This is a genomic window from Pseudomonas sp. NFPP25 (assembly GCF_900116505.1).
Lineage (GTDB): Bacteria > Pseudomonadota > Gammaproteobacteria > Pseudomonadales > Pseudomonadaceae > Aquipseudomonas > Aquipseudomonas protegens.
Genome location: NZ_FPBG01000003.1, coordinates 1 through 24,019, shown reverse-complemented (window position 1 = coordinate 24,019; position 24,019 = coordinate 1). Strand labels below are relative to the sequence as shown.

The following is a 24,019-nucleotide window of genomic DNA, read 5'->3' as shown; positions in this document are numbered from 1 at the left end:
ATCGATCCTGATAACAACTAGAAGAGAGCGCACATTAGTGGATCAAACCTTGAAGCAGGGTGAACTCAAGCGTGGCTTGAAGAACCGCCATATTCAGCTGATCGCCCTGGGCGGGGCGATCGGCACCGGACTGTTCCTCGGCTCGGCCGGGGTTCTCAAATCCGCCGGACCTTCGATGATCCTGGGCTACGCGATTGCCGGGTTCATTGCCTTCCTGATCATGCGCCAACTGGGGGAAATGATTGTCGAGGAGCCGGTGGCCGGTTCCTTCAGCCACTTCGCGCACAAGTACTGGGGCGGCTATTTCGGCTTTCTCGCGGGCTGGAACTACTGGGTGCTGTATGTCCTGGTGGGCATGGCCGAGCTCACTGCGGTGGGCAAGTACGTGCAGTTCTGGTGGCCGGAGATCCCCACTTGGGTCAGCGCCGCGGTGTTCTTCGTGCTGGTCAACCTGATCAACATGATGAACGTGAAGTTCTTCGGCGAGGCCGAGTTCTGGTTCGCCATTATCAAGGTAGTGGCCATCGTCGGCATGATCGTCCTCGGCTGCTACATGCTGTTCAGCGGCAGCGGCGGCAGCCAGGCCTCGGTGAGCAACCTGTGGTCACACGGCGGCTTCTTCCCCAACGGCGGCACCGGCCTGCTGATGGCCATGGCCTTCATCATGTTCTCCTTCGGCGGCCTGGAACTGGTGGGCATCACTGCCGCCGAAGCCGCCGAACCGCGCAAGGTCATTCCCAAGGCCATCAACCAGGTGGTCTACCGGGTGCTGATCTTCTACGTCGGCGCCCTGGCGGTGCTGCTGTCGCTGTACCCGTGGGACGAACTGCTGGTGAGCCTCAACGCTGGCGGCGACGCCTACAGCAGCAGCCCGTTCGTGAAGATCTTCTCGCTGATCGGCAGTGATGCCGCAGCGCAGATCCTCAACTTCGTGGTCCTGACTGCGGCGCTGTCGGTGTACAACAGCGGCGTGTACTGCAACAGCCGCATGCTCTATGGCCTGGCCGAACAGGGTGACGCACCCAAGGCGCTGATGAAGCTCAACAAGCAGGGCGTGCCGATCCTGGCCCTGGGCATTTCCGCGCTGATCACCCTGCTCTGCGTGCTGGTCAACTACCTGGCGCCCCATGAAGCGCTGGAGTTGCTGTTCGCCCTGGTGGTGGCCGCATTGATGATCAACTGGGCGCTGATCAGCCTGACCCACCTGCGCTTTCGCAAGGCCATGGCCGAGCAGGGCGTGGTGCCTTCGTTCAAGGCCTTCTGGTCGCCGCTGAGCAACTACCTGTGCCTGGCCTTCATGGTGATGATCGTCGGCGTGATGTGGATGATCCCCGGCATCCGTGCCTCGGTGTACGCGATCCCGGTGTGGGTCTTGGTGATCTGGGGCTTCTACCTCCTGAGCCGGGCGAAGAAAGCTTCGCAACCCGCCCTGCGCTAAGCCCACAGGTTCACGCCACACCCCCGAGCCCGGCCTTATCCAAGGCCGGGCTTTTTTGTCGGCGCCGCCAAAGTGGTCTGCCAGCAAACAAGAATGTGGCTCGAAACGATAGTCCATCCGTTACCTAGAATCGGGCCTCTCCCGGCGTTTGGGCCAGGGAGCCTGTTCCTTGACGGAGAGTGGCTTATGAACAGAACCGCGACAGGCCTTAGACCGGCCGATATCTTCTCTCCCACCGTGGCAGCACTGATCTCAGTGCTGGTGAACTATGGCGGGACCTTCATCCTGGTGTTCCAGGCCGCTGAACTGGCCCGGCTGACACCCGCCCAGACCACCTCCTGGGTCTGGGCCGTGTCCCTGGGCGTGGGCCTGAGCGGCATATGGCTGAGCCTGCGCTACAGGGCGCCGATCATTACCGCCTGGTCTACCCCCGGGGCGGCCTTCTTGGCCACGGTGATGCCCTTCACGCCCTATGCCGAGGTGATCGGCGCCTACCTGGTTTGCGCCCTGGGGTTCATCGTCCTGGGCGGGTCCGGGGCTTTCGACAAGCTGGTGCGCCTGATTCCCAAGGGCATCGCGGCTGGCTTGCTGGCAGGCATCCTGCTGCAGTTCGGGATCAACGCCTTTGGCGGCGCGAGTGCCGATCCACTGCTGGTGATCGTGCTGGTACTGTCCTATGCGGTGCTGCGGCGCTTCACTTCACGCTTTGCCGTGGTGGGCATCCTGTTCATCGGCCTGGCGTTGCTGATCGTCCAGGAGCGGGTCGACTTCGCCAGCGTGCACCTGAGCTTCGCCGCTCCCCTGTTCACTGCGCCACAGTTCTCCGTGTCGGCCTTGCTCGGCGTGGCCCTGCCACTGTTCGTCATCACCCTGACCGGCCAGTACATGCCGGGCATGCTGGTGTTGCGCAATGACGGCTTCCAGACCAGCGCCAACCCGCTGCTCACGGTCACCGGTTTGGGCTCGCTGATCATGGCGCCGTTCGGCGCTCACGCATTCAACGTGGCGGCGATCACCGCGGCGATCTGTACCGGCGAGGATGCCCACCCGGACCCGGGCAAACGCTATATCGCCGGTATCGCCTGCGGCGTTTTCTACATCCTGGTGGGGACCTTCGGGGTCACCCTGGCGACCCTGTTCATGGTCTTGCCCAAGGCCTTTATCACCACCCTGGCCGGCCTGGCATTGCTGGGGGCAATCGGCGGCAGCCTGGCCAACGCCATGGCCGATACGGCCACTCGGGAAACCGCGCTGATCACCTTCCTTGCCACTGCCGCCAACGTCACTCTGCTGGGGATCGGTGGTGCCTTCTGGGGGCTGGTTGCCGGGCTGACCGTGCACCTGTTGATCCTGGGCCCGCGCAGCGCCCTGGCACTGGAACGCGCCAAGCCCTGACCGCCGGCGCTGGAAAAAGGCCGCTGGCTAGGCCTTTCCCAGGGCCTGGGCCAGACGCGCCATCGCCGCCTCGATCTCATGGGCGCTCAGGGACGCATAGCCCAATAGCCAGCCCTGCTGCTTCTGCTCGCCCGCATAAAGCCGGCTGAGCCCCGGCAACTGGATGCCAGCCCTGGCCGCGCGTTGCTGGGTCAGCTCCTCGCTCCAGCCGGGCTCCAGAAGACACGGGACCTGCAACCCGCCGGGTGGCGGCAAGGCCCTGGCAATGCCCGGCAAATGCCGGCCTATGGCCTCGAGCATGGCCTGCCGGCGCCCGGCGTAGAGCTTGCGCATGGCCCGTACATGGGCGTTGTAGTGCCCCTCCTCCATGAACCGCGCCAGGGTCAGCTGGAGGATCTGCGGCGTGTGCCCGTCCATGATGCTGCGGGCACTGCTGAAGGCCCCCACCAGTTCGGCGGGCAGGATCATGTAGCCCATGCGCAAGCCCGGATAGAGAGTCTTGCTGAAGGTGCCGATGTACAGGGTGCGCCGAAACGGGTCCAGGCCCTGGACGCAGGCGGTGGGCAGGCCCTCGTAGTGGAACTCGCTGTCGTAGTCGTCCTCGATGATCCATCGGTCGTGCTCGGCGGCCCAGCGGGTCAGCTCCAGGCGGCGCTCCAGGGACAGGGTGGCACCCGTGGGGTACTGGTGCGAGGGCGTCACATAGACACAGCGGGCGCCGCTGCGGTCGGCTCGCAACAGGTCGGTGCGGATGCCCTGGCCATCCACATCAATGGGCACGATCCGCGCCTCGGCCGCCTCGAAGGCCTTGCGCGCGCCGAAGTAGCCTGGGTTCTCCATCAGGATCGGCTTGCCGGCGTCCACCAGCAGTTGCGCGCACAGGAACAGCGCCTGGCGAGTGCTGCTCAGCACCAGGATCTGCTCGGGCTGCACCTTGGCCCCGCGTTCCAGGTTGAGGTAGGCGGCAATCGCCTTGCGCAGGGGCAGCGCGCCCTGGGGATCGCCATGCAGCAGCACGCTGGCACGGTAATCCTTCAATGCCTGGCGTTGCAGGCGCTCCCAGACCTCCAGCGGGAAGCTGCGGGTTTCCGGCAAACCGGTAGCGAAGGCCGTGACCGCCTGCTGATCGCTGACCCCACCCCGCGCCAACAGTGCCGCGCCGCGCCGGCTCAGGCCCGCTCCCGGTTCCGGGCTGTGGGCCGGCAACCCCTGCTGGAGCTGGCGCCGGCGGGACGGGCCACGCAATTGGGCACCGATGGTTTCGCAGACATAGCTCCCCGAGCCTTTGCGCCGCAGGACAAAACCGTCGCGCTGCAACTGCACATAGGCGTTTTCCACGGTGTCGCGCGATACCGCCAGCGACTTGGCCAGGGCCCGGGTCGCCGGCAGCTTCACGCCGGGGCCCAGGGCGCCGTCGAGGATCAGCCCGCGCAAGGCGCGCTGGATGCGCTGGTGCAGGTCCAGAGGGCGGAACTCAGGATCGCTGAGCCGCATCTTGAGGGTTTCAAGCTCGAAGGTCCGGGACATGTGGTCTGCCTTAGAGAGTAAAAATGGTGCACCGAAGGCGGCCACCTTATCCCCAGAGCGCAACTGCCGCTAGCGCCCGCTGCTCTCTAACGACCTCTGTAGCCGCTGCCGCAGGCTGCGATAAGGTCCGGAGGACCTTCCAGACCTCAAGAACGCGTCTGCTGCGCTGCCGATCGCAGTCTGCGGCAGCGGCCGCACCAGGGTCTCAGGGAGTCAGACGCCGGCAGGCACATGAAAACGCCCCGGCAGGCGGGGCGTTTTCGGGTCAGAGCGAGGAGCGCACTCGCCACAGTTCGGGAAACAGCACGGTGTCGAGCATCTTGCGCAGGTAGCCCACGCCCTCGGTACCACCGGTACCGGGCTGGAAGCCGATGATGCGCTCCACCGTAGTCACATGGCGAAAGCGCCACTGGCGGAAGGAGTCTTCCAGGTCGATGAACTTCTCCGCCAACTGGTACAGGTCCCAATAGGCCGAAGGGTTGGCGTAGACCTCGCGCCAGGCCGCTTCCACCGACGGGTCATGCTGAGTCGTGGTGGTGCTGTCCAGTGCCAGGCGCGCAGGGTCGATGCTCAAGCCGCTGCGGGCCATCAGGGCAATCGCCTCGTCATACATGGACGGGGTGGCAATCGACGCTTCCAGCGATTGCAACAGTTCGGGACGATGGGCATGGGGCCGCAGCAGGGCCGCGCTCTTGTTGCCGAGGATGAATTCGATCTCCCGATACTGGAACGACTGGAAGCCCGAGGACTGGCCCAGGTAAGGCCGGATCGACTTGTACTCGGACGGCGTCATGGTGGCCAGCACCGCCCAGGCGTGCACCAGTTGATCGAAAATCCGCGAAACCCGCGCCAGCATCTTGAACGCCGGCGGCAACTGGCCCTGGCGCACATGCTCGCGGGCCGCCTTGAGCTCGTGCAGCATCAGCTTCATCCATAGCTCCGAGGTCTGGTGCTGGATGATGAAGAGCATCTCGTTGTGGTCCGGCGACAGGGGATGCTGGGCGCTGAGGATGCGCCCCAGGTCCAGGTAGTCGCCGTAGCTCATGGAGTCGGAAAAATTCAGCTCGGCGTTATGCCACTCAGCCGGCGGATTGCTTGAAAAGGGACATTGGCTCATCGCGTGGGCTCCTCGCCTCAGGCAGCGGTTGCCCATCGCTGGCTGCGCAGCCCGGATCGGGATGCACAACGGCGCGAAGGGCCAGCTGTGTATTTATTGTAGGAATGAATCGGCCAGGGGGCGCAGGATCGCCCGCACCGGACTGGCGTCCAGGTGAGCGAAGCGCAGTGGCAGGGCAATCAGTTCGTAGTCGCCTTCGGCAACCTCATCGAGAACCACGCCTTCGAGGATCGCCATGCCATGGCGGGCCACGGTGTTGTGGGCGTCCATGGTCTTGGACTGCTGGGGGTCGAGGGACGGGGTGTCGATGCCGATCAGGCGCACGCCGAGGCTGGCCAGCAGCTCGACAGTGGCTGGAGCAACGGCAGTAAAGTCCGGGTCCCAGGCACTCAGCGGAGCCTGTGGATAAGTACGCAGCAACACTCGCGCAGGCAAGTTTTCGAGGCGCCCGAGCAACGCCTCGGGCTGCACCAGAGCACCGCTGTCCAGGCAGTGCAGGACCCGGCACGGGCCCATGTAGACATCCAGCGATACTTCACCGATGGGCAGGCCGTCCGGCCGGTAATGCAGGGGCGCATCGACATGGGCACCGGTGTGGGGCGACAGGGTCACCCGCCCGACATTCACCGGGCACTCGGGGCCGAACTGCCAGACGCGCTCCTCCTGGAACGGCGTATCTCCCGGCCAGGTCGGGGTTGCGGTACTCAACGGCGGGCTGATATCCCACCAGCGTGGTGTATTTTCCATTCGTGCGGCTCTTAGGTCACTCCGAGCTGAATGATACGAGCGAAACCGGTAAAGATTCTTGCGAAATAACTCGGGCAGTCGCGGATATTTCGCAATTACTGCTAACAAAGCCCTGTTTGCCGAATGAATCTTGCAACCGCCACGCCTCTTCCCGGCCCTGCGCCCAGCCACCTCGACTCGGGGCCGGCGCTGCGCTTCTGGATACCCCGAGGTCGAGTACAGACAACCCCCTGCCCGCCAGGCGCTATAGGGTGCGGCTTCAGTTCTCTGCCTGCTAGGAGCACAGCATGTCCCAACCCATCACCGTTCTTCGCGACACTCATCCGCTGCCGGTGCTCGACGCCTGCAAGTGGGAAAAACTCCAGGGCGATCCGCACACCGTCAACCTCAACGCCTACACCAGCGAGGATGGCAGCAAGATCATGGGCACCTGGATCTGCACCCCGGGCAAATGGCGGGTGGCCTATGAAAAGTGGGAGTACTGCCATTTCCAGGAAGGCTATTGCGTGATCACCCCGGACGGCCGCGACCCCATCCACCTGCGCGCCGGCGATATCTTCGTGGTGGAGCCCGGGATGAAAGGCACCTGGGAAGTGGTGGAAACCGTGCGCAAGTACTTCGTCTTCGCCTGAGCCCTCCCTCGATACCGGGAGCCCGCGCCAGCCGGGCTCCCCTGGCCGTGTTGCGATTCAAGCCAGCGCCTTTTGCCAAATGTCTATATAATCACTGCCAAATGGCAAAAGGCAGGAGCAGCACTCATGGTCGCGCTGACAGGCACCGGCCTCGTTCCCAAGCGGCGAGGCAAACTGGTATTGAAAGAGCAGTCCTCGGACATCCTTCTGGGTGGCCGGGCACGCTTTGACGATCGTATCTCGATCTATCGCCTGACCGAGGAGGGCATCCCGCTGACGGCGATCATCAAGTTCGTCTCCTCGGTGCCCATGCTCAAGGACGAACAGATCCTGGCCAAGATCATCGGCCTTTCCGAACGCACCCTGCACCGGCGCCTGAAAACCCCGGACGAGCCGCTGAACCCGGAACAGAGCGCCCGTGCGGTGCGCTTCGCCCAGGTGCTGGCCAAGGCCGAGGACATCTTCGGCAGCAGTGAAGAGGCCCAGGAGTGGATGGCCAAGCCGGTGATGGGCCTGGACGGCCACAAACCGGTGGACCTGCTGACCAACCCCATCGGTTTCGAACTGGTGGACGAGTTCCTCACCCGCCTGGAATACGGGGTCTATCAGTGATCAGTGTGCCGGGCAGCAGCACCCTTCACTTCTGGCGGCTGGACGCCGCCCGGCACGCCGACAGCTGGGACAGCGGCATTGGCGCCGAGCTGTGTGGCGGCCGCTGGAACTCCAAGGGCGTGAAGGCGGTGTACGCCAGCGCCGACCCGGCCACGGCGATTCTGGAAGTGGCGGTGCACAAGGGTTTTGCCGCCCTGGACAGCGTGCCCCATGTACTCACCGGCGCCCTGATCCAGGACCCGACCGCCATCTACCGGGTCGATGAAAACCGTATTCCCAACCCCAACTGGCTGGTGCCGGGGATTCCCAGCGCCGGCCAGCAGAAGTTCGCCGATCAGTTGCTGGCGGACCACCCTTTCGTGCTGGTGCCCTCGTCGGTTTCCCGGCACAGCTGGAATATCCTGATCAATCCGCTGCTGGCCAAGGGGCTGTACCAGGTGGTGATCCAGGAACGCTTCGGCCTCGACACCCGCCTCAACCCTCCCTCCGGCACCGTTGCCAGCCGGCCGAACTGAGCCGGGCAAAAAAAAGCGGGAACCTGCCCGACGCAGGTTCCCGCAAATGCCCCGGCTGAAGGGGCTGCATTCAATGACGCGTGGAGCCGCTGCTGAGCCCGCGAAGCTGCGAAAAGGACCGAAGGGCCTTGCCTGGCGATACCCAGACAAACCTCTGCCGGGTTTGAGACCGCTGCGTCTCCTGCGGAGCCGTTCGCAGCCTGCGGCAGCGGCTACATCGCCCCTTGTAGCCGCTGCTGAGCCGCAGGGCCTTGTTTGACGATACCCAGAGAGACCACTGGCGGCGTTGAGATTGCCGCACAAACCCGCCAGCGCCCCCTCCCTACAAGCGACGCCTTACTGCGGCTTGCGGTAGCTGTTGACGATGGCCGAGAAGTCCTTGCCACCTTCCCCACGCTGGCTCATGGCCTGGTACAGCTGCTGTGCCACGGCACCGAGCACCACCGGCTGGTGGGCCTGGCGCGCGGCTTCGGTGGCCAGCCCCAGGTCCTTGAGCATCAGCTCGGCACCAAAGCCTCCGGTGTAGCCGCGGGACGCCGGGGCGGTCTCAATCACGCCCGGCCACGGGTTGTAGGTGTCGGAACTCCAGCACCGGCCGGTGGAGCTGTTGATGATCCCCGCCAGCACTTGGGTGTCGATGCCCAGGGCATCCCCCAGGGCCATGGCTTCGCTGACGCCGATCATCGAGATCCCCAGCAGCAGGTTGTTGCAGATCTTGGCGATCTGCCCGGTGCCCACTTCACCGCAGTGCACGATGTTGCGGCCCATCTGCGCCAGCACCGGTTGCAGGGTGGCGAACAGTTCGGCGCTGGCGCCGACCATGAAGGTCAGGGTCCCGGCCTGGGCACCGCCGGTGCCACCGGATACCGGAGCATCGGCCATGGCCACGCCCTGCTTGGCGGCGGCTGCGGCCACTTCACGGGCGGTCTGTGGGTCGATGGTGCTGCAATCCACCGCCGGAACCCCGCGGCCAATACCCGCCAGCACCCCATCCTCGCCCAGCCAGACGCTGCGCACATGGGCCGCAGCGGGGAGCATGGTGATCACCAGTTCGGCGCCTTCGGCGGCGGCCTTGGGCGAAGCACTGATACGCCCGCCCAGTTGCGCCAGCTCGGCCAGCACGCTCTGGTTGAGATCGAACAGGTTCAACTGATGGCCAGCCTTGATCAGGTTGCGGGCCATGGGCGCGCCCATGTTGCCCAGGCCGATAAATGCAATGTTCATGTCAGGCTCCTCAACGCAGGCTGATGGTGGTGTTCACACCGTCATTGACGCTGTCATCGTCGAACCAGCGGCTGGTGACGGTCTTGGTCTGAGTGTAGAACTGCACCACTTGCTTGCCGTAGGGGCCCAGGTCGCCAAGCTTGGAACCGCGGGAGCCGGTAAAGCTGAAGAATGGAACCGGCACCGGAATCGGGATGTTGATGCCCACCTGGCCGACGTCGATTTCGCTCTGGAACTTGCGCGCCGCCGCACCGCTCTGGGTGAACAGGCCGGTGCCGTTGCCGAAGGGGTTGGCGTTGACCAGGGCGATGGCCTGGTCCAGGGTATCCACCTCCAGCACCACCAGCACCGGGCCGAAGATTTCCTGGGTGTAGATCTGCATGTCGGTGGTCACCCCGGAGAACAGGGTCGGGCCGATGAAGTTGCCCTGCTCGTAGCCCGGAACCTTGATGTCGCGGCCATCGAGCTCCAGCTTGGCGCCTTCTTTCACGCCGCTTTCGATCAGCTCCAGAATCCGCGCCTTGGCACGCTTGGAGACCACCGGGCCGACATCGGTGCCCGGCTCGCTGCCGGCGTTGACCTTGAGTTTCTGCGCCAGGGCCTTGAGATCCGGCAACCATTGTTTCGCCGCCCCCACCAGCACCACCACCGAGGTGGCCATGCAACGCTGACCGGCAGCGCCGAAGCCGGCGCCCACCAGGGCATTGAGGGTCTGTTCGCGGTTGGCGTCGGGCAGCACCACGGCGTGGTTCTTCGCGCCCATCATCGATTGCACGCGCTTGCCGTGCTTGCCCGCCAGGTCATAGACGTGGGTGCCGACCGCAGTCGAACCGACGAAGGATACCGCCTTGATGTCCTTGTGGGTGCACAGCGCATCCACCACGTCCTTGCCGCCGTGCACTACGTTGAGCACACCGGCCGGCACCCCGGCCTCCACCGCCAGCTCCACCAGCAGCATGGTGGACAGCGGGTCCTGCTCGGAAGGCTTGAGGACGAAAGTGTTGCCGCAGGCGATGGCCATCGGGAACATCCACAGCGGAATCATTGCCGGGAAATTGAACGGGGTGATCCCGGCGCACACGCCGATCGGCTGGCGCAGGGTGTAAGTGTCCACGCCGCCAGCGACGTTTTCGGCGAATTCGCCCATCTGCAGAGTGCCGATGGAGCAGGCATGCTCCACCACTTCCAGGCCGCGGAAGATGTCACCCTCGGCGTCGGCGATGGTCTTGCCCTGCTCGGCGCTGAGGACCACGGCAATGCGTTTGGAGTGCTCGCGGATCAGGGCCTGGAGCTTGAGCATGATGCGCATCCGCGCGCCGATCGGGGTCAGTTTCCAGGTCTGGAAGGCGCGCTGGGCCGCAGCGATCGCGGCGTCGACTTCAGCGGCAGTGGCAAAGGGCACCTTGGCCAGCACTTCCTGGGTCGCCGGGTTGACGATGTCGTGCCATTCCTGGCTCTGGGACTGGACCCATTCACCGTCGATCAGCAGTTTGACCTGTTGCAGGGTGGTGCCGTCGGGCTTGAGGGATGCGTTCATGGGGTCTCCTGACTTCTTGAGTTCTTATGCAGGGAAACCAAGGCGGGCAAGCGCCTTGAAAGAGGGGCTGTCGCGAGTTGGTATCGGACGGTTTTTGGAGTATAGATGTGCAAACTTCTAATAAGAACGCACATAAAATCCGGTCCATCATGCAAAAAAACATCACCTCGCTAAGCACCCTGAACTGGGACGACCTGAAGTTTTTCCTCGAAGTGGCGCGCACTCGCAAGGCCAGCAGCGCGGCCAAGCGCCTGGCGGTGGACTACACCACGGTGTCGCGGCGCATCGGGTCCCTGGAAACCGCCCTGGGCACCTTGCTGTTCGAAAAATCCCGCACCAACGGCTTTGTCCTCACCGCCGAGGGCCAGCGCCTGCTGGGTTATGCGGAGTCCATCGAAAGCACCCTGCACATGGCGTGCGAGCAGGTCTCGGGCTCCGGAGTGGCGTTGTCCGGCCATGTGCGCATGGGCTGCACCGAGGGCTTCGGCACCTTCTTCATCACCCCGCAACTCAGCCACTTCCTCGACGCCTACCCGGCAATCTCGGTGGATATCCTGCCGCTGCCGCACTTCATCAGCCTGTCCAAGCGCGAGGCGGATATCGTCATCGCCCTGGAACGCCCGGAGCACGGACCCTATGTGTGCTGCAAGCTGTGCGACTACCGCCTGCAGCTGTACGCCACCCAGGAATACCTCGATCGCCACCCGCCGATCCGCCGCCCCGGCGACCTGAGCAAGCATCAATTCATCAGCTATGTGGATGACCTGGCCTTCAGTTCCGAGCTGCTGTACCTGGCCAATGTGGTGCCCGGGGCCAGCGCCAACCTGCGCAGCACCAGCGTGATTGCCCAGTACGTGGCAGCGCAGCAGGGCCGCTCGCTGGCGATCCTGCCGTGCTTCCTGGCGGCCCAGGACCCGCGCCTGCTGCCAGTGCTGCCCAAGGAAATCAACCTGACCCGGCAATTCTGGATGTACTGCCGGGAGGATCTCAGGAAGTTGAAGCGCATCACCCTGTTATGGGATTACATCCGCGAGGTGACCGAGCAGAATCGGCCGCTGCTCATGGGCGAGAGTCGCAGCATGCGCTTCGCCGCCCCCTGACCCTTAGCGGCCGCAAGGCTGCAGCCGCAACCCGGCAGGTCGTCGATCAGTCGGCGATCACCACGATCGACACCCGACGGTTCTCGGTACGCCCGGCCACGGTGCTGTTGGAGGCCACCGGCTCGCTGCTGCCCAGGCCGCGCAGCTGGATGTTTTCTTCACGCATGCCAACCTGGGTCAACACCTTGACCACGCTCTTGGCCCGGCGCACGGACAGTTGCACGTTGTAGGCCTCCTTGCCCGACGCGTCGGTGTGACCGTCGACCCGGACCTTCTGGATATCGACGCTGAGCAGCGCCTTGCCGATGCGCTGGACGATCTCGGTGCTGGCCTGGTTCAGGGTTTCCACATCGCTGCCAAACAGCACCTTGCCCGACAGGCCAAAGGCCCAGCCTTCATCCGTCAGTTCGAAGCCCTCCTGTTTCAGTACCGCGATCTGTTTCGGGGTCAGACCTTTGGGCGGCACGCTCTGACAGCCGGCCAGGGCCAGCAGGGCCATGAACACCAGAGTGCTGAACAGTCGAACCGAACGTTGCGTCATCGAGAACAAGGGAATTAGCTCCTGTTTTGAACCTGAACGATAGGGGGCTCCGCCCCCACTGTGTGTTGCCCGCCTCGCGAACCGCGCTTGGCTTGGTACATGGCCGCGTCGGCGGCATTCAACAGACTGCCCGGTGTCGCACCATGATCCGGGTACACGGCAATACCGATACTCAGCGATGTCAGGATCGACAGGCTGCCGGGCAGTTGAATCGGTACTTCCATGCTGCTGATGATCTTGTCGGCGATGCGCTGGGCATCCTCGACCCGGTGCAGCGGGGTCAGCAGCACGGCAAATTCGTCCCCGCCCAGGCGCGCCACCAGGTCGTCCTCGCGCAACTGCGCGCGAATCCGCGTGGCCACAGCCACCAGCACCGCATCGCCGGCGGCGTGGCCGAAGTTATCGTTGATCTCCTTGAACCGGTCGCTGTCGAGAAACAGCACCGCCATGCGCTCGTTGAGCTTGTTGGCGCTGCGCAGGGCACGGATCAGCCGGCCTTCGAAGAACGCCCGGTTGGGCAGGCCGGTCAGGCTGTCGTGGCTGGCCTGGTGGGCCAGGGTTTCATTCTCGCTTTGCAGATGGGTCTGCCAGGCTTCCAGCTCATCGAGCAGGGCGTTGAAGTCGTTGCCCAGGTTGTCCAGTTCGGCGATTTCCGCAGGCGGCACCCGCTGATCGAAGGCCCGTTCGCGCCGGGCCGCGTGCGCCACATCGGCGAGGCTGCGCAACGGCCCGGTGATGCCCCGCAGCTGGCGGCGCGCCAGGTACAGCGCCAACCAGGCGCTGAGGGCGATGCACAGCACGATGCCCACCAGGCCACTGAGGAGAAACCGCAACAGGCTGCCGCCATGGCCGGTGACATTGATGGTGCCGATTTCCCGCCCCTGGTGCAGGATCGGCAGGCTGATGGGCTTTTCCAGAAAGGCGCTGGCGACATGCATTTCCAGATTGGTCAGAAAGCCGCTTTCCGGGCGCTGCCAGCTGGCCAGCAACTGGCCCTGGCTGTCATACACCTTGGCGTCGGCCACCTCTTCGGTGGAGGCGATCAGGGCCAGGGCCTCGGTGGCCACCACACTGTCGTTGAACACCACTGCAGCTTCCACGGTGTAGCTGATGGAGCGGGCGATCAGGTGCAGGTTGTGATCGGCGTACACGCGCAGGGCCAACACCCCGAGAAAGGTCAGGGACAGGCTGGCCATGGAGATCGCCAGCAGAGCGACGATCAGGTGGCCGCGACCGATGACCGACCGCAGTGTAGGGCGGGCGTTGGGCTTGAACAGTTTCATGGGGCCGCCGGACGACGACGGGAAAGCTGCAGCACGCTGGGATGAATCTTCACCCCACTGCGCGCCACGGAATCCAGGTTGACCTCGAACGACACCTGGCTGTCGCCGACCCGCAGGCAGAACAGGCTGCCCACGGTGCACTGGTCGCCCCCCTCGCTGATGCTCAGCACCGGTTGCCCGATCAGCGAGTTGAACAGGCGGGTACGCTCATCATTGGACAATTTGCCGACATAGACCGAATCGCACTCACTGGCCAACGACGGGTTGTTGGCCAGCAGACGCCGCACCAGCACCGGGCGGCCGGTGGCCTGGGTCGCGCCCTTGAGCAGGTCATCGGTGTATTCGGTGGGGCCAACCACGCACAGACGCAGTTGCGCAGGCTCCACGGGCCAGCGAGCGTAGCTGAGAATGCCCAGCACCACTTGGGTTACAGCCTTGGCCCGTTGCTCGGCCAGGCTCGCGGACGCCGGTGGCTCCGACTGCGCGATGGCCAACAGGCTGAACAGGCAGAGAATGGTCGACAGCACACACTGTCTCCACCCCAAAATGCGCTCTGTCCTCAAGACAGCCACGTCCATGCAGGGATTCTCTTTGATTTTCACGGAAATGATGCCGCAACGATAGCACAGCCCGGGAAAATGCAGCGAGACCAGCGCCCGAGCACGATGCCTGAGAAAAGCCGGAAACATGGGCGTCAGTCCAACTCCAGCATCAACCCGCTCAGACGCTTGACCTTGCGCCGAACAGCCTCTTCGAACACTCCGGCACGGGGCTCGATCAGGCTGAACCAGTCCTTGGCCCGGGTGATACCGGTGTAGATCAGCTCCTTGGTCAGCACCGGGTTCAAAGCGTCGGGCAGGATCAACGCGGTGTGGGCGAACTCCGAGCCCTGGGACTTATGCACAGTCATGGCGTAAACGGTTTCCACGTCATTGAGCCGGCTTGGCAGCACCAACCGCACCCCGCCCTGGCCATCGTTGCGCGGAAAGGCGACGCGCAGCACCTGACGCCCCGCCTCCGAGCCTTCCTGCTCCGGCAGTTTCAGGGCGATGCCGATATCACCGTTCATCAGGCCCAGGCCGTAATCGTTGCGGGTCATCAGCACCGGGCGGCCCTCGTACCATTGCTGGTCGCTGTCGATCAGCCGGGCCTTGAACAGCGCCTGGGTGATCCGCAGGTTCAGGCCTTCGACACCCCAGGGGCCCTTGCGCACCGCGCACAGCAATTGGAAGCGATCAAAGGCCTGCAGAACATGGCGCGCCCAGTCGGTCCAGCGCCGATCCTCCAGAGGCGTACCCGGCGGCGGGCGCTGGCTGCGCAGTACATTCAGGTAGTGGCGGTAGCCTTGCGGCCCCTCGCCATGGCCCTCCAGCAGCAGCCGCTCCAGGGCCCGATCCTGCTCGCCCTTGAGGCTCAGGCCATACAGGTCGGCATGGCTGCGAGCCGCCAGCAGGCGCCGGGCCTCATCGGCCTGCTGCTGGTTGACCCAACGCGCCAGCTGGCCGATGCCGCTGCCTTCGCCGAAACGCCGGGAATGGCGCAGCATCACCACCTGCTGCGCCAGGGGATGCTGGTGGGCGCTGTCTTCCTGCAGGCCGCTGGTTCCCAGGTTCTCGCCACTGACCGCCTCCAGCCAGGCCCGGGTCTGCGGGTTGTACCAACCGGCCTCGGCGTCACGGCACAGGTCGCCGAGCACGGCGCCGGCTTCCACCGAGGCCAGTTGGTCCTTGTCCCCCAGCAACACCAGGCGTGCATGGATGGGCAAGGCGTCCAGCAGGTTGGCCATCATTTCCAGGTCGATCATCGAGGCTTCGTCCACCACCAGGACATCCAGGGGCAACCGGTTGCCGGCGTGATGGCGGAAATGCCGGGTGCCCGGGCGATTGCCCAGCAAGCGGTGCACGGTGGTCACCTCGCTGGGGATCATTTCCCGCACCTCATCGGGCACCGCCAGGGAACGCACCTGCAAGCTGATGGACTCGGTCAGGCGCGCCGCGGCCTTGCCGGTAGGCGCCGCCAGGCGAATGCGCAGCGGCTTGCGTGCTTCCACCGCCGGGCCCTGGAGCAAGGCCAGCAGGCGCACCACGGTGGTGGTCTTGCCGGTGCCGGGGCCGCCGGTGATGATGCTGAAGGCGCCCCGGGTGGCCAGGGCACAGGCGAGTTTCTGCCAGTCGACGGGCCCCGCCGCCTTGGCCGGGCCGAACAGCCCGTCGAGGCGCGTCGCGAGGTTTTCCGGCGTGGCCTCGGCCAAGGCCAGGCGCTGGCGCAAGGCGTTGTCGATACGCCGCTCATAGGCCCAGTAGCGGCGCAGATACAGGCGCTTGCCGGACAGCACCAGCGGCCGCTGCCGGGAAGACTCGGCATGATCCGCCGCCAGGGCCACCAGGCGGCTGCCGGCCAGGACCTTGCACCAGTGCGCCCCTTCAAGCCCCATCAACACCTGGGACGGCAGCGCCGGTGCGCCGTTTTGTGCGTCGCCTTCGGGCGGCAGCGACAGGGCGAAGTCCGGCTCCTTGAGGGTTTCGAACAGGTCCAGGCAGACATGCCCGTGCCCCAGCTGATGGCTGGTCAGGGCCGCGGCCATCAGTACCAGCGGATCACAGCCCGGGTCCAGCTCATGCAGGAAGCCGACAAAGGCCCGGTCCAGGGAACGCAGCCAGCCGCGTTCGACCCAGCGCTCAAGCAACAGCAGCAAGTCCTCGGCGCGGCTCAGGGGCACCAGGTCGAAGGCCGGTTGCGGCGCCTGGTCCAGTGCATCGAACAGGTCCTGAGTCATAGCAGCACTCCCTGCTCCCAGGCGGGCTCGGCCTTGGGTGGCTCGGGCTGGCCCTGGAACATGCGGTCCAGTTGCTCGATCAACTGTCGAGGCGGCCGGGCGAAGTAGGCCCCCTGGCTGGCGGCACGGGTGCCCCGCAGGAACAGGTACAGGGCGCCGCCCACATGGCGATCGTAGTCGTAGTCCGCCAGCCGGGCCTTCAATTGCCGGTGCAGGGCCAGCAGGTACAGCACGTATTGCAGGTCGTAACGGTTGTCGAGAATCGATTGTTCCATGGCCTGCTCGGTGTAGGCCGCGTCGTCCGCGCCCAGCCAGTTGGATTTGTAGTCGGCCACGTAATAGCGGCCCTGGTGTTCGAAGGTCAGGTCGATAAAGCCCTTGAACATGCCGTTGAGCAATACCGGCTCGGCAGTGACTCGGGGCGCGCCCTGATGGGTTTGCTGGCGTACCCGCTCATCGAGCTTGAGCACATCGACCTTGTGGCTGGCGAACCAGAACTCCATCTCGACCCGGTACTGGGTCAACTGCCCGAGCACCACCGGTGCCTGGCCCTCGCCCAGGGGCAAGGGCGCTTGCAGCAGGTGCTGCAGCCAGTCGCTCAGGGTCGGGATCCAGCCTTGCCAGCCGCGGCGATTGCAGCGCCGGGCCACGGCGTCCTCGATCGCCTCGGGGGCAGCGGCAAAACCCTCCTCCCCGGCCCACTCCAGCAGGCCATGAAGGAAGGTCCCGGGGTTCGGGCCGCGGGGGAAGCGGTGGATATCGCCGCCGCTGGCCAGGGTTTCCCGAGGAGCTTCGGGGTCCAGGCGTTCGTCGTCGAAGAGTTTCTGCGCCTGGGGGTTTTCCGGCGCCTCGGTGCTGCCCGCCCCCAGGATGTCGCTGATGCGCAAGGCACTGTAGGAGGCAATCCACCAGTTTTCCGCGGCGCGGCGGCTGGGCGTCAGCGGCGCCAGCAGAGTGGCCTCGTTGCGCGGTGGCTGATAGCGCTGGTCATCGACGACGGGCAGCTCGGACACGCCAATCGCAGCGCAGCCCTGCTGCAGGTCCAGCAGCCAGCGCAACAAGGCACTGGATTCGCCCAGGACATCGCCGCCGCCCAGCAGGTAACCCAGGGCCGAAAGGTGCAATACCGAGCTGCTGTGATTGCCCCGCTTGAGATCGGCCATCCCCAGCCAGCAGGCATGCTGGGCCCGGGTCAGGGCCACATAGAGCAGCCGCAGGTCTTCCGCCAGGCGCTCTTCATCGGCCAGGGCAATCAGCTCCGGGGTGGGCCGCAGGCTGACCTGGGGCTTGCCGGCAGCATCGTGGTAATGCAGCGGCAAGCGGCTGCCATCCACCGGCTTGGTGGAACAGATGAAGGGCAGGAACACCAAGGGGTATTCCAGGCCCTTGGACTTGTGGATGGTCACCACCTTGACCAGTTGCTCATCGCTTTCCAGGCGCAGGATCTGCTCCTCCCCCGCCTGCCCGGACAGCGCCAGGTGCTCGGCCAGATGGCGGATCAGGGCCTGCTCGCCGTCGAGTTCGGCGGCGCTTTGTTGCAGCAGCTCGGACAAGTGCAGAAGGTTGGTCAGCACCCGCTCGCCATCACTGCGGGCCATCAGCGCCTGGGGCAGCTGGAAGTCATGCAGCAGGCGCCGCAGCATCGGCAGCACGCCCTGGCTGCGCCAGATCGCCCGGTAGCCACGGAACTGCATGACCCGCGCTTCCCAGGCCAGTTCATCCTGGTTGAGCCGCTCCAGCTCCAGCAGCGGCAGGTTCAGGGTCAGGGACGCCAGGGCCGCGCGCAGCGGCCGCTCCACGTCCGGCTCGGCGCAAGCCTTGAGCCACACCAGCACATCCCGGGCTTCCTGGGCGGCGAACACCGAGTCCTTGTCCGACAGGTACACGCTACGCACCCCGCGGGCCGCCAGCTCGCCGCGCACGGCCTGGGCCTCCTTGCCATCGCGCACCAGGATCGCGATATCCGCCGGCAGCAAGCCTTTCAGCGCTTGCTGCTCACGGACAAACCCACTGCGCCCCTGCTGGCCGCCATTGAGCAGGCCGACAATCGCCGTGGCGCAAGCCGCCGCCTGATGCTGGCGATACTGGGCCCCGGACAGCGGCTGTTCCGAAGGCAATTGCCAGAAGTTAAGTGCCGGCACCGGCTGGCCGTCGACCAGCAATTGCTCCTTGCGCCCCTGGGCGGCCACCGCCAGGAATGGCACCGGGTTCTCGCCATCCGCTTCGCGAAACAGGAAGGCCCCCTGTCCCTGCGGCCGCTGTTCGGCTTGCAGGAACACATGGTTGACCGCGCTGACCATGGCCTGGCTGGAACGGAAGTTGGTGCCCAGGGTGTGCAGGCGCCCGCTGGTGGCCTGGCGTGCCCGCAGGTAGGTGTAGATATCGGCGCCACGGAAGGCGTAGATCGCCTGCTTGGGATCGCCGATCAGGAACAGGCCGGTCTCGGGGTCGTTGGCCTCGATCCGGTAGATGCTTTCGAAGATCCGGTACTGCACCGGGTCGGTGTCCTGGAATTCGTCGATCAGGGCCACCGGGAACTGCTCGCGGATCAGGGTCGCCAGGCGCTCGCCGCCATCGCTCTGCAGGGCGCTGTCCAGGCGCAGCAGCATGTCGTCGAAGCCCATCTCGGCGCGCCGCCGCTTCTCTTCTTCGAAACGTGCCCCCACCCATTGCGCGGCGTGTTGCAGGACCGCCGCATCCGGGCTGGGCAAGGCATCGAGGCTGGCCTTGAGCCCGGCCATGGCGTCGAGCCCGGGGTGATCGGGGGCCGCGCCTTTCCAGGCCTCGCTCATACCTTCGGGGGTCAGGCGGGTGAAGCCGGTGCCGATGTCCAGTTGCTCGACGGATTCGTCCTCGGCCCAGGCACTGATCTTTTCGAACCAGGGCTCGAAGAACCGGGCCTGCATCTTGCGCCCGTCGACGCTCTTGCTGGCCACGCCTTGCAGGCAGATCTCCCGCAGTTGCGCGGCCCACTCGCGCCAGGGCGCCTTGATCTGCACCAGGGCTTCACGACGTTCTTGCAGGCAGGCTTCGATCAACTCGCTCGGCGTCTGCTCGGGTGGGTCCCGACGCTCGTTGCCGAACATTGCCCGCACCCGGGGCATGAGTTCGGCCGGCCCGACCCAATGGCTGCGCACCCAGTTCAGGGCATCACCCTGCATCGGGTAGCAGAACAGCCGCCAGTAATCGCGCAGAACCTGGCCCAGCAGGTCGCTGTGGTCGGTTTCCAGGGTCTGGGTGAACAGGCTGCCGCTGTCGAACGCATGTTCGCGCAACATGCGCTGGCACCAACTGTGGATGGTCGAGACCGCGGCCTCATCCATCCATTGCGCGGCGATGTCCAGGCGATTGGCACAGGCGGCCCACTGCTCGACGGGGTATTGCTCACGCAACTCGACGATCAGGCCATCAGGGGCGCTGGTTTCATCGCGAAAGAAGCGCGCGGCTTCCGCCAGGCGCGTGCGAATGCGCTCGCGCAATTCCTTGGTGGCGGCATCGGTAAAGGTCACCACCAGTATCTGCGGCGGCAGCAATTCACGCCCGAAACCCGCCGCCTCGCCGCCATGGCCCAGCACCAGGCGCAAGTAGAGCGCGGAGATGGTGAAAGTCTTGCCGGTACCGGCACTGGCCTCGATCAACTGGCTGCCGCGCAGAGGAAATGCCAGGGCCAGGGGAGCTTGTGCAGTCATGCGCCTGCCTCCTCGCCTAGCGCCGAACGCCAGGGAGCATTCAACAGGGGTCGATAAAGGGTCTCGGCCCAACCGCTGAAGGTTTCATCGGCGATCAGTGCGTTGTAGTCGGCGAATTGACGGGCCAGGGCCGGGCTTTGCCGGCGTTCGCCCTCGCTGTTCTGGCCGTCGCCATCGTAGGTCTTGCGTGCAGCGGCCGCGGCTTTGTCCGGGTCGCTCTGGCCCAGCCAGGCGAAGGCGGTCTTGATCGCCACCGGCAGCGGCTGGCGCATGCCGGCCTGCCAGGCCTGCAGCAGGTTACCGAGAATCTGCCGGGCCACCTCCTGCTCCAGCGGCGGCAACAACAGGCTGTCATCGCTGGCCACCAGCGCGGTGGTCAAGGAGTAGCCACTGGCGCAGGCCAGCAGATGATTGACCCAAGGCTTGATCAGCCGATGCCATTTACGGGTCTTGGTCGAGCCGATGCCGTTGGGGATGGCGCTCACAGCCAACAACCCGCCATCAGCTCGCTGGTGCAGGCTGCTGAGCCAACCTTCCAGGCGCACGCCTTGCAGTTCCAGGCTCACCGGCAACGCACTGGTTACCGGGGTCGGCCACAGGTCGAGCAGTTGCCGATAACGCTGCAACAGGTCCGGCAGGGGCTCCAGCAGTTCGCGCTGCAGGCATTCGCCAAAACCGGCCATGGGCAACAGGCCACTGGCTTGCAGCCTCTGGGCCTGGGCCTGCAAGGCTTGCTCGGGCTGCCCAGCGTCGCCCAGCGCCGCTTCCAGCAGGCTGTCGCTGAGGCTGTAGCGCTGCAGGGCATCGAGCACGAAGGGCTCTTCATCGGCCAGCGGTGCTTCCATGGCTTCAAAGAACACCTTGAGCCTTTGGCTGAAGAAATGCCGCACCGGATTGCGCAGGAAATCCTGCAACTGGGCAAGGCTCAGGGGCTCGTCCTGGACATAGGGTTCCAGGCGTTCGACTGCGCCCAGTTCCTCTCGGACCTGATGCAGCACTTGCCACTCCCGGGCGTAGCTGAAGAGCGTGTCGCTGTCGTGGAAATAGCGGGCACTGAAGGGTTGCAGGGGATGCTCCTGGGTCAGGGCCTCCAGCAGGGAGTCCTGCTCATCGGGCAGTCGCCAGCCGCTAGCCAGGTGATCGCGCAACTGGCCGATCAGGACCGAGGCCGGGCGCTCGCTGTTGTCGCGAATGCTGCGGCCAACCCAACTGACATAAAGTTGGTCACGAGCCGAGAGCAGGGCTTCAAGCAGTAGGTAACGGTCGTCTTCGCGCCGTGATCGGTCGCCGGGGCGATAGTCGCTACCCATCAGGTCGAAGTCCAGAGGCGGCTGCGCCCTGGGGTAATCGCCATCGTTCATGCCCAGCAGGCACACCAGCTTGAAGGGAATGGCGCGCATCGGCATCAGGGTGCAGAAGTTCACCGCTCCGGCGAGGAAACGCTGGGACAGGCGCCCCTGGTCCAGGCCAGCCAGCCAGGCTTCGCGGACCACCGTCAGCGGCAACTGATCTTGCAGGCCCACAGACTCGCAGGTTTCCAGCCAGTTTTCCCGCAGGTCGTCGAGCTGTCCCAGCAGGTAATCATCGTGCTCGTTGCTGGCAAGGAAGAACTGTTCCAGCAGGTTGTGCAGGCGCTCGCCCCACTCCGCCGGAACCGCCGGCTGGGTGAGTTGCTGGTAGGCGAACTGCAGGGCGTCAAGAAGGGCGACCAGGGGACCGATCAGCGCCGCATCCAGGCCACCAATCTCGTCATAAGGCTCGATACCGTCACAGGCGTCGGAGCGGCCGACGGCATAACCCAGGAGCATGCGCCGCAAGCCGAAACGCCAGCTGTTCTGCTCCAGTTCCGGGGGCAGCCCCAGTTCTGCGCGCTGCTCGGCATTCATTCCCCAACGGATGCCGGCACCTTCAATCCAGCGGTGCAGGGTCGGCAGGTCGGCTTCGTCGACGCCAAAACGCGCACGCAGGGCTGGAACGTCCAGCAGGTCGAGAATCTCACTGACCGGAAAACGACTGTCCGGCAGCTTCAATAGATGTTCGACGGCGATCAGCAGCGGGTCACGGCCACGCTGGCCCTGGTCAGTGAGGGTAAAGGGAATGAAGCGCCGGTCATCCCGCTCCAGCTGGCCGAACACGGCGCGGATATGCGGGGCGTAGCTGTCGATGTCCGGAACCATGACGATCACATCCCGGGGCCGCAGATCGGGCTCTGCACTGAAGCGCGCCAGGAGCTGGTCGTGAAGGATTTCCACTTCTCGCTGGGCGCTGTGGGCAATGTGAAAGCGGATCGATTGATCGTGCTGGATATCGACCTGCGGCCACAACTCACGTGTTTCGTTCAGCGGGCGCAGTTCGAGAATGTCGTCCTGCAATTGCTGGAGCATGCTGGCCGGCTGGCTGTCACTGAACAGATCGATCCGGCCCTCGCGAAAAGCGCTGCGATAGCTGTTGGGATCGTCATAGCTGTCCAGCAGGTTGATGTAGTCACGGCCTTGCTTGCCCCAGGCGGCCAGCAGCGGGTGGGCGTGCTGGTGCAGGGTTTGCGGATCCAGGGCCTGAGGCATGCCGGCCTTGCGCGCCTGGCGTTTGTATTGGTGGCGCAGCAGGTCCTTGTCGGCAACGATATCGGCCCAGTGATGGCGACAAGGGTTGTGCACACACAGCAGCACCTGACTGAAGCGGGCCAACCCGGCCAGTGCCTCCAGGGCCTGGGCCGGCAGCGAAGAGATACCGAAAACGATCACTCGGGACGGCAAGCCCCTGGGCGCCACCTCCAGTTGGTTGATCCGCTCGATAAAGCGCTGGTGAACGCCTGCGCGACTCTGGGCCATCCCCTCGGTGCCGACATCCAACAGCAGCGCGCGCCATAGCTCGGCCTGCCAGCAGTTGGCAGGCGTCAGGGCCTTGGTTTCACCACGACCATTGCGCAGTTGGTGGCGGCCGACGGCCCAATCCTCCAGCCAGTCGGCTCGATATACCTGGTATTGGTCGAACAGATCGGCCAGACGCTCGGCCAATTGATAGCGCTTGCGCAGGTCACTGTCGTGGGTCAGGAAGCGTTGCAGGGGTTCGAAATGCGGCTCATCGATCAACTCCGGCAACAGGCGCATCAGCCGCCAGGTCAGGGGAGCTTTATCCAGCAGGGATTTGGGCGGGATTTCGTCTCGCCCCAGGACCAGGCGGTACAACTGCCACATGAAACTGCCCGGCAATTGCACATCAATGGCAGCGGCAATACCGCAGCCACCGCCGTCATCCACTTCGGGGTCTTCGGCCAGGGCCAGTTTCAGCCATTGGGCGATACCGTTGCTCTGTACCAGGGCAATTTCATTTTCCAGGGGCGCCAGGGGATAACGCCGCATCCAGCTGACCACCAGGCTGCGCAACTCGTCCAGGCGGTTACCGTGAACCACCATGAAACCAGGGTTGAGGGACGAGGCGTCCGGCATAAAGGCTTCCTTGGAGAATGCAAAAAGCTAGGGCGGAACCTTAGCACTGTCACCAGGCAGTGGCAGCCAGGTCGAGCAAACAGTGACAGAGAAAGCGCCGGGCTTTTGTGTCGCGCAAAAACAAAACCCCAACTGCATGTGCAGTTGGGGTTTCGGAATTTAATCTTGACGATGACCTACTCTCACATGGGGAAACCCCACACTACCATCGGCGATGCATCGTTTCACTTCTGAGTTCGGGATGGGATCAGGTGGTTCCAACGCTCTATGGTCGTCAAGAAATTCGGTAGCCAGTCCGTTGCTTATGCAACGTGCCAGCGAATGGGTATGTAATAGGTTTGTGTGTTTGCAAACTTTCGGTTTGTATCGTCTTCACACACCGCAACTCGCTTCTTAAGCAAATTGCTTGGGTGTTATATGGTCAAGCCTCACGGGCA

17 protein-coding genes and 1 rRNA gene are annotated in these 24,019 nt (G+C 64.7%); 6 read left to right on the top strand and 12 right to left on the bottom strand.

What is annotated here, in order from left to right; all coding sequences use genetic code 11:
- The first annotated feature begins 37 nt into the window (after window positions 1–37).
- Window positions 38–1,438 carry an amino acid permease gene (locus BM382_RS12075; RefSeq protein ID WP_011059120.1) on the top strand — a complete coding sequence of 467 codons (1,401 nt, stop codon included), beginning with the start codon at window positions 38–40 and terminating at the stop codon, window positions 1,436–1,438.
- A gap of 186 nt (window positions 1,439–1,624) precedes the next feature.
- Window positions 1,625–2,833: a benzoate/H(+) symporter BenE family transporter gene (locus BM382_RS12070; protein WP_011059119.1), complete on the top strand. Its 1,209-nt coding sequence runs from the start codon at window positions 1,625–1,627 to the stop codon at window positions 2,831–2,833.
- 27 nt (window positions 2,834–2,860) lie between these two features.
- On the opposite strand, the gene BM382_RS12065 is transcribed toward BM382_RS12070, so the two are convergent.
- The 3 genes from BM382_RS12065 to kynB form a co-directional block, all read right to left on the bottom strand.
- A complete protein-coding gene (locus BM382_RS12065) occupies window positions 2,861–4,360 on the bottom strand; it encodes a MocR-like pyridoxine biosynthesis transcription factor PdxR (protein WP_011059118.1) in 1,500 nt (499 codons plus the stop codon).
- Window positions 4,361–4,625: 265 nt separating this feature from the next.
- Window positions 4,626–5,477, bottom strand: coding sequence for a tryptophan 2,3-dioxygenase (gene kynA / locus BM382_RS12060; protein WP_011059117.1), 852 nt, complete (start codon window positions 5,475–5,477; stop codon window positions 4,626–4,628).
- Window positions 5,478–5,570: 93 nt separating this feature from the next.
- Window positions 5,571–6,224, bottom strand: a complete 654-nt coding sequence (gene kynB / locus BM382_RS12055) for an arylformamidase (protein ID WP_011059116.1) — start codon at window positions 6,222–6,224, stop codon at window positions 5,571–5,573.
- Window positions 6,225–6,511: 287 nt separating this feature from the next.
- Between kynB and BM382_RS12050 the strand changes: the two genes are divergently transcribed.
- The 3 genes from BM382_RS12050 (at window position 6,512) to BM382_RS12040 (ending at window position 7,983) form a co-directional block, all read left to right on the top strand.
- The gene (locus BM382_RS12050) at window positions 6,512–6,856 is read left to right on the top strand and encodes a cupin domain-containing protein (protein ID WP_011059115.1); all 345 of its coding nucleotides are present in this window, start codon (window positions 6,512–6,514) and stop codon (window positions 6,854–6,856) included.
- 126 nt (window positions 6,857–6,982) lie between these two features.
- Window positions 6,983–7,468, top strand: coding sequence for a type II RES/Xre toxin-antitoxin system antitoxin (locus BM382_RS12045; RefSeq protein WP_072442953.1), 486 nt, complete (start codon window positions 6,983–6,985; stop codon window positions 7,466–7,468).
- Window positions 7,465–7,983: an RES family NAD+ phosphorylase gene (locus BM382_RS12040; protein WP_011059113.1), complete on the top strand. Its 519-nt coding sequence runs from the start codon at window positions 7,465–7,467 to the stop codon at window positions 7,981–7,983. Before BM382_RS12045 ends, BM382_RS12040 begins: the two co-directional genes overlap by 4 nt.
- A gap of 336 nt (window positions 7,984–8,319) precedes the next feature.
- On the opposite strand, the gene mmsB is transcribed toward BM382_RS12040, so the two are convergent.
- Window positions 8,320–9,207 carry a 3-hydroxyisobutyrate dehydrogenase gene (gene mmsB / locus BM382_RS12035; RefSeq protein ID WP_053156260.1) on the bottom strand — a complete coding sequence of 296 codons (888 nt, stop codon included), beginning with the start codon at window positions 9,205–9,207 and terminating at the stop codon, window positions 8,320–8,322.
- Window positions 9,208–9,217: 10 nt separating this feature from the next.
- Window positions 9,218–10,744 (bottom strand): CoA-acylating methylmalonate-semialdehyde dehydrogenase, encoded by a 1,527-nt coding sequence (locus BM382_RS12030; RefSeq protein WP_019096001.1) that lies wholly within the window; start codon window positions 10,742–10,744, stop codon window positions 9,218–9,220.
- A gap of 149 nt (window positions 10,745–10,893) precedes the next feature.
- On the opposite strand from BM382_RS12030, the gene BM382_RS12025 reads away from it, so the two are divergent.
- Window positions 10,894–11,844, top strand: coding sequence for a LysR family transcriptional regulator (locus BM382_RS12025; RefSeq protein WP_072442951.1), 951 nt, complete (start codon window positions 10,894–10,896; stop codon window positions 11,842–11,844).
- 46 nt (window positions 11,845–11,890) lie between these two features.
- Here BM382_RS12025 and BM382_RS12020 read toward each other — a convergent pair whose 3' ends face one another.
- The 7 genes from BM382_RS12020 to rrf all read right to left on the bottom strand — a co-directional run bounded on the left by BM382_RS12020 (window position 11,891) and on the right by rrf (window position 23,861).
- Window positions 11,891–12,385 (bottom strand): outer membrane lipoprotein YfiB, encoded by a 495-nt coding sequence (locus tag BM382_RS12020; RefSeq protein WP_015634043.1) that lies wholly within the window; start codon window positions 12,383–12,385, stop codon window positions 11,891–11,893.
- 14 nt (window positions 12,386–12,399) lie between these two features.
- Window positions 12,400–13,668, bottom strand: coding sequence for a diguanylate cyclase DgcN/YfiN (locus BM382_RS12015; protein WP_011059108.1), 1,269 nt, complete (start codon window positions 13,666–13,668; stop codon window positions 12,400–12,402).
- Window positions 13,665–14,246 carry a regulatory sequestration protein YfiR gene (locus BM382_RS12010; RefSeq protein WP_026020227.1) on the bottom strand — a complete coding sequence of 194 codons (582 nt, stop codon included), beginning with the start codon at window positions 14,244–14,246 and terminating at the stop codon, window positions 13,665–13,667. Before BM382_RS12010 ends, BM382_RS12015 begins: the two co-directional genes overlap by 4 nt.
- Before the next feature lie 116 nt (window positions 14,247–14,362).
- Window positions 14,363–16,444, bottom strand: a complete 2,082-nt coding sequence (recD, locus tag BM382_RS12005) for an exodeoxyribonuclease V subunit alpha (protein ID WP_072442949.1) — start codon at window positions 16,442–16,444, stop codon at window positions 14,363–14,365.
- Window positions 16,441–20,133, bottom strand: a complete 3,693-nt coding sequence (gene recB, locus BM382_RS12000; protein WP_011059105.1) for an exodeoxyribonuclease V subunit beta — start codon at window positions 20,131–20,133, stop codon at window positions 16,441–16,443. Before recB ends, recD begins: the two co-directional genes overlap by 4 nt.
- On the bottom strand, window positions 20,130–23,582 hold the full coding sequence (gene recC / locus BM382_RS11995; protein WP_072442948.1) for an exodeoxyribonuclease V subunit gamma: 3,453 nt from the start codon (window positions 23,580–23,582) through the stop codon (window positions 20,130–20,132). Before recC ends, recB begins: the two co-directional genes overlap by 4 nt.
- Before the next feature lie 163 nt (window positions 23,583–23,745).
- A 5S ribosomal RNA gene (gene rrf, locus BM382_RS11990) occupies window positions 23,746–23,861 on the bottom strand.
- Window positions 23,862–24,019: the final 158 nt, after the last annotated feature.

What these genes read in the sequence shown, in the direction of transcription:
- kynA (WP_011059117.1), bottom strand. Translation starts at nt 5,477, where the DNA reads ATGAGCCAATGTCCCTTTTCAAGCAATCCGCCGGCTGAGTGGCATAAC.
- mmsB (WP_053156260.1), bottom strand. Translation starts at nt 9,207, where the DNA reads ATGAACATTGCATTTATCGGCCTGGGCAACATGGGCGCGCCCATGGCC.
- BM382_RS12030 (WP_019096001.1), bottom strand. Translation starts at nt 10,744, where the DNA reads ATGAACGCATCCCTCAAGCCCGACGGCACCACCCTGCAACAGGTCAAA.
- kynB (WP_011059116.1), bottom strand. Translation starts at nt 6,224, where the DNA reads ATGGAAAATACACCACGCTGGTGGGATATCAGCCCGCCGTTGAGTACC.
- BM382_RS12065 (WP_011059118.1), bottom strand. Translation starts at nt 4,360, where the DNA reads ATGTCCCGGACCTTCGAGCTTGAAACCCTCAAGATGCGGCTCAGCGAT.
- recC (WP_072442948.1), bottom strand. Translation starts at nt 23,582, where the DNA reads ATGCCGGACGCCTCGTCCCTCAACCCTGGTTTCATGGTGGTTCACGGT.
- recD (WP_072442949.1), bottom strand. Translation starts at nt 16,444, where the DNA reads ATGACTCAGGACCTGTTCGATGCACTGGACCAGGCGCCGCAACCGGCC.
- BM382_RS12050 (WP_011059115.1), top strand. Translation starts at nt 6,512, where the DNA reads ATGTCCCAACCCATCACCGTTCTTCGCGACACTCATCCGCTGCCGGTG.
- BM382_RS12020 (WP_015634043.1), bottom strand. Translation starts at nt 12,385, where the DNA reads ATGACGCAACGTTCGGTTCGACTGTTCAGCACTCTGGTGTTCATGGCC.
- BM382_RS12010 (WP_026020227.1), bottom strand. Translation starts at nt 14,246, where the DNA reads ATGGACGTGGCTGTCTTGAGGACAGAGCGCATTTTGGGGTGGAGACAG.
- BM382_RS12015 (WP_011059108.1), bottom strand. Translation starts at nt 13,668, where the DNA reads ATGAAACTGTTCAAGCCCAACGCCCGCCCTACACTGCGGTCGGTCATC.
- BM382_RS12025 (WP_072442951.1), top strand. Translation starts at nt 10,894, where the DNA reads ATGCAAAAAAACATCACCTCGCTAAGCACCCTGAACTGGGACGACCTG.
- recB (WP_011059105.1), bottom strand. Translation starts at nt 20,133, where the DNA reads ATGACTGCACAAGCTCCCCTGGCCCTGGCATTTCCTCTGCGCGGCAGC.
- BM382_RS12045 (WP_072442953.1), top strand. Translation starts at nt 6,983, where the DNA reads ATGGTCGCGCTGACAGGCACCGGCCTCGTTCCCAAGCGGCGAGGCAAA.
- BM382_RS12070 (WP_011059119.1), top strand. Translation starts at nt 1,625, where the DNA reads ATGAACAGAACCGCGACAGGCCTTAGACCGGCCGATATCTTCTCTCCC.